Source organism: Chryseobacterium contaminans (assembly GCF_001684955.1).
In the GTDB taxonomy this organism is placed as follows: domain Bacteria; phylum Bacteroidota; class Bacteroidia; order Flavobacteriales; family Weeksellaceae; genus Chryseobacterium; species Chryseobacterium contaminans.
In genome coordinates this window covers 1-3,173 of the sequence record NZ_MAYF01000167.1, presented here as the reverse complement: position 1 = coordinate 3,173, position 3,173 = coordinate 1, and the positions used below count along the sequence as shown (strand labels likewise).

4 protein-coding genes are annotated in these 3,173 nt (G+C 36.7%); 1 reads left to right on the top strand and 3 read right to left on the bottom strand.

The features are described from left to right. A partial coding sequence (locus tag BBH99_RS10590) for a suppressor of fused domain protein (protein ID WP_066695335.1) occupies window positions 1–541 on the bottom strand: 541 nt, incomplete at its 3' end. An 11-nt stretch (window positions 542–552) separates the two neighbouring features. Continuing rightward, window positions 553–966, bottom strand: a complete 414-nt coding sequence (locus tag BBH99_RS10585; protein ID WP_066695333.1) for a hypothetical protein — start codon at window positions 964–966, stop codon at window positions 553–555. A gap of 242 nt (window positions 967–1,208) precedes the next feature. On the opposite strand from BBH99_RS10585, the gene BBH99_RS10580 reads away from it, so the two are divergent. Further along, window positions 1,209–2,174 (top strand): alpha/beta fold hydrolase, encoded by a 966-nt coding sequence (locus BBH99_RS10580; RefSeq protein ID WP_083188809.1) that lies wholly within the window; start codon window positions 1,209–1,211, stop codon window positions 2,172–2,174. A gap of 35 nt (window positions 2,175–2,209) precedes the next feature. Here the strand turns inward: BBH99_RS10580 and BBH99_RS10575 are convergent. Next, a partial coding sequence (locus BBH99_RS10575; RefSeq protein WP_123873132.1) for an MBL fold metallo-hydrolase occupies window positions 2,210–3,173 on the bottom strand: 964 nt, incomplete at its 5' end.

Below are 3,173 nucleotides of genomic sequence, written 5' to 3'. Positions count from 1 at the left end.
AAAGATTAATAGTCCTGTCATCAACCGTAATCTGCATAAAATCATCATCAAAAGTAGCAGAAGGAAGTAAAATACAGCTTGTAAACTGTGTGTTCTCATCATAAGGCTCGGAAATATCGCTCCATGCCTGTAAAGAATGTCCTTCGGTTAAGAACGTATCTTGGTGATGTGGAAATCTGGCCATATCTTTTATCATGCCGATAATCCAGTCGTTTTTTCCTTCACTTGGAAATGTTTTTTCAAATTTTAGATCTTTAGGAAGTAAAATTAAAAGTTCAGCAAAGGTGTAGTCTTCCTTGTTAGGAATGCTATCAGGGACCTGCATTTCCAGCAGACTCATTCCAGAGGTCACCAGCAGATTGAAATCTTCATCTTCAGGTTGAATAAAATAAACATCAAGATGAAAATCAAGAGACAGCATTTCATGAAAAACGGTCATTTCCTCACTTTTGAAATGCTGATCCAGATGTTTTTCCAAAGCTTCTACATTTTCATAATAATGCTTTTTGTCTTGTATTTTTTTGATAAGTTCCTTATCCATATTCTTTGTTATTAATCTTTTTGTGTTTTACGTTTAAATACTGTTTTTTCTTCGGGCTTGCTGTTGTTGTTAATCATGTTCCCTTGGCTATCCCAGGTTGTCTGCTTTGTTCTTAAATGTAATTTCCCTTTGATGACTTCAAGTTCTATATAATCATTTTGATGCTGTTTGGCTGGAATAATTAATAATTTTCCTTTCACCATGGCTTGTAAGGTTAGGGGAGGAGCTTCACCGGTGCCAATATCTCTGAAAGTGGCAAAATTCTTTCCCGGTTCAAAATCAATGGCTACAGAATTGGTGAAATATTTGGCTTTATATACCCAATATCCCTTAAAAGCATCTTTAGTACTCTGGGGAATATTATGGATTTGCGCATGGAATATTCCTGTTAACATAAATAATAAAATAAGATACAGTTTCTTCATTATTTTCAGTCATAAAAATTTCTCAGATTGGACTCTTTTTTCAGTAACAACATAGTTTTGGAGTATTACTTCTTTAAATATAATATTATTTTTCAGATTTAAACTTAACTATCCCTATTGAAAACAATCTAAATCATGAAAAATTTACAATAGAACATTAAAAATGAATAATGTTTTAAAGTATATTTTTAAAATACCTTCATGATCCTTATGCGAGTTGAAAAATAGATTAAGATAACCCTATGAAATTAAAAACAAAACAGTTGACGTGTGTTGTGTTGCTTTGCTTTATGTGCTTTTTTAATCAGTCGTTTGGTCAGAGTAAAGACTATTCTGAATGGTATTTAAGAACCCCTGACAGCCTTGATGTTTACAATCAGGATATTTATGTCCGGGAAATGGGAACAGGGAAGGATACCGTTGTTGTTATCCATGGCGGATTCGGGGCGAACCATGAATATATGCTGGATGCCATTCAGGGACTCGAAGACCGGTATCATTTTGTGCTGTATGACCAAAGAGGTTCTCTGCTTTCTCCGGGGCCTAAGGAGAAACTTACTTTTCAGAAAAATGTAGCGGATCTGGATCTGCTCATCAGGCAGCTTGGAACCGGAAAAGTGAAGATAATGGCTCATTCAATGGGGACACTGGTGGCTATGGAGTATCTTAGCCAGCACCCGGAAAAAGTATCAAACCTAGTTCTGGTAGGAGCAATACCCGCAAAGTCTGACAGTATGATTGGTGTTTTTTCAAAAAGAACAGAAGATCAGCTGAAGTTTTTAGCTTCAAGACCCGAAGTAAAAGCTTTGCCCATTTATAAAAGATACAAAGAGCTGAAAGGAAATTTTACCAGTGACAGGGAAAGATCTGATTTCAACCGAATGTCTTATGCTGCTTCCAATATCTATAAAATTGACCGCTATAAGCTTATGAAAGGCGGTTTTCATTATTATAAAGAAGACGCATCTGTAATGTCTGAAACAGTTAACTGGAAGTATGATTACAGAAAATTCCTGAACGATAATGCTAAAACAACTTTTATTTTCGGAGACCATGACTTCCTTGATTTCAACGGTGAAGTGCATCAGGAGCTTATGAAAAACTATAAGAATATTAAGTTCAGACTCATAAAATCTGCCGGACATAATATCTGGATAGACCAGCCTGAAATTTTCAGAAAAGAATTAGAGAACGCTTTAAAAAGATAAAGCGCTTTCTGATCCGGATTCATTAATATCAGGGCCTACTGCTCAAATGCATTTTTGAAAAGCGGTCCTGTGTTTTTCATGGTATTTACTTTCTCAAAAATCTCTTGAGAAATGAGGGAAAGACCGTGATGCCCGATAATCTGTGTAAAAGGAATTCTTTTTTGATGAAGAAACTTAGAAAATTCTTTAGTCACAGGTATGGCGGGAGTGAGGTAAGAGTCAGCAGGTAATGACAGCAAATCTCCCTGATAGACCAACTTTTCCTCCGGAAGATATAAAAAAGACATTCCTTTTGCGTGACTATTGGGGATCTCGTAGAATTCCAGTTTTTTCCGGCTGTTTTCTAAGACTTTTTTCTGTTTAAAAGCTAGAAACTCTATTTTTTTGGTGTTGTAAATGGGATCTGTATCTTGAAGCATCTTTGTCACAGGCTGTTTCATGTCTTCCGTACAGATAATTGCAGCGCCTTCTTTTACCACTTCAGCAATGCCTGCAATATGATCGTTATGAAAATGAGAGAGATGGACATACTTAACAGGAATTCCGGGCAAGGTAGTATGAATGACCTCCAGGATTGACCGGGTTACAGCAGGAGCGATTGGGGCCTCGGTGAGTACTATATAACCTCCCATATTAATAAACATGATATTCCGGTCTGCGTCTACATTTTCAATCAGATATACATCCTTAGAGAGGGTTTTGGCAGAAAGTTTGGGTGTTTTTTCAGAGGTAAGGTGATAACCCGGAGGAAAATTAAAAACCGGATCTGCAATCCCCTGATTATATTTGAATAGAGTTAAAGAATCTGCATAAACAAGTTTCCCGTTGCGTTCCAGGCTGCTTTTTCCGGCAATCATCAGCCCGTTGGATAAAGTGTAATCTTCAAAACGCTGTACAAAAGTGTCTTTTCCTTGTATTTTGGTGATTTTTTTCAGAAGAAAAGTGGTTTTGTCCAATTGGTATTCCTCATGGCCGGTCTCTGCCTTTTTGAAGATAATA